Source organism: Pseudomonas sp. 10S5 (assembly GCF_035019745.1).
Taxonomy (GTDB): Bacteria; Pseudomonadota; Gammaproteobacteria; order Pseudomonadales; family Pseudomonadaceae; genus Aquipseudomonas.
Genome location: NZ_JASJVL010000044.1, coordinates 1 through 1380, shown reverse-complemented (window position 1 = coordinate 1380; position 1380 = coordinate 1). Strand labels below are relative to the sequence as shown.

General features: G+C 54.2%; 1 protein-coding gene. It reads left to right on the top strand.

Features of this window, described 5'->3' with window-relative positions; all coding sequences use genetic code 11:
- Positions 1-1360, top strand: a protein-coding gene (locus tag QN378_RS23290; protein WP_416350652.1) for an IS3 family transposase whose coding sequence is annotated in 2 segments (ribosomal slippage) — positions 1-470 and positions 473-1360 — 1358 coding nt annotated over the 2 segments. Because the reading frame shifts where the segments join, the coding sequence is not laid out codon by codon here. This gene is flagged as partial in the annotation.
- Between the last annotated feature and the right edge of the window lie 20 nt (positions 1361-1380).

The window sequence follows — 1380 nt, the reverse complement described above, 5'->3', positions numbered from 1 at the left end:
AATATTCAACGCAGTTCAAGCGGTCCGCCATCAATGCTTTCCTTGAGCGCGGTCAAGGTTTTCGTCACATAGCCGCTCAATTTCAGATGGACCCTACGTTGCTCCGTCGTTGGGTGGCGGCCTACGAGCTGCACGGGGAAGCCAGCCTGCAGGGGCGTATGAAGGAACATGGTCCCGAGTTCAAACTGTCCGTTGTCCAGCACATGGAGCGTGAGAAGTTGTCATTTCGGCAAACGGCTGCGATTTTCAATCTGGGCAATTCAACGCAGATAGGCAGATGGCAGCAGCAATATTACAGTGGCGGCATCGAAGCCCTGACGTCAGGGAAAAAAGGCCCACGTAACGTTATGCCAAAGCCCCCCGCCAAGCCCCGCAAACCGGCAGTGCTCACCGACGAAGAGCGCGCCCACAAAGAGTTGCTCGACGAACTTCAGTACCTGCGCATGGAGAACGCCTACCTAAAAAAGTTAAAGGTGTTAGGCGAGGAGGCGATGAGGCGGGACAAAGAAGCGAAGAAAAAGCCTGGGTAGTCACTGAGCTGAGGAGCGATTTTCCAATCGACGCCCTGCTCAAGCTGGTCGGCTTGGCACGCAGTACTTACTACTATCAGGTCAAGGTACTGGCTGCCGGGGATAAATTTGCTCCGCTGAAAGCCTCTATTCAGACTATCCAGGACCAGCATAAGGGCCGCTATGGCTATCGCCGGATGACCGCCACGCTGCTCAAGGGCGGGTGGATAGTGAACAGCAAAACGGTACGCAGGCTGATGGCCGAACTAAACCTCAAGTGCACGGTGCGAGCCAAGAAGTATAAATCGTACAAAGGCCCTGAGGGGCAGGTAGCACCTAACACGTTGGCTCGGCAATTCGAGGCCGACCAGCCGAATGAGAAATGGGTGACCGACGTTACCGAGTTCAAGGTAGCCGGTGAAAAGCTCTACCTGTCGCCGATACTGGACTTGTACAACGGAGAGATCGTGGCGTACCAGACAGACACCAGCCCTCGCTACGCCTTGGTGGGCAACATGCTGGAAAAGGCGTTGAAGCGCTTGCCAGAGGGCGCCAAACCGATGGTGCACTCGGATCAGGGCTGGCAGTACCGCTACCACATCTACCGAAATCGTCTGGAAGAAATGAGCTTGGAACAGAGTATGTCGCGCAAGGGTAACTGCCATGACAATGCCACGATGGAGAGCTTTTTCGGCACACTGAAATCAGAGTTTTTCTACCGGGAGCGCTTCGACAGCGTTGCTCAGTTAGAGGCTGGACTGGATGAATACATCCATTACTACAACCACGAACGTATCAAAATGAAGCTCAACGGCTTGAGTCCAGTGGCATACAGAACTCAGGCCGCGTAGCTTATTCAATCACTGTCCAA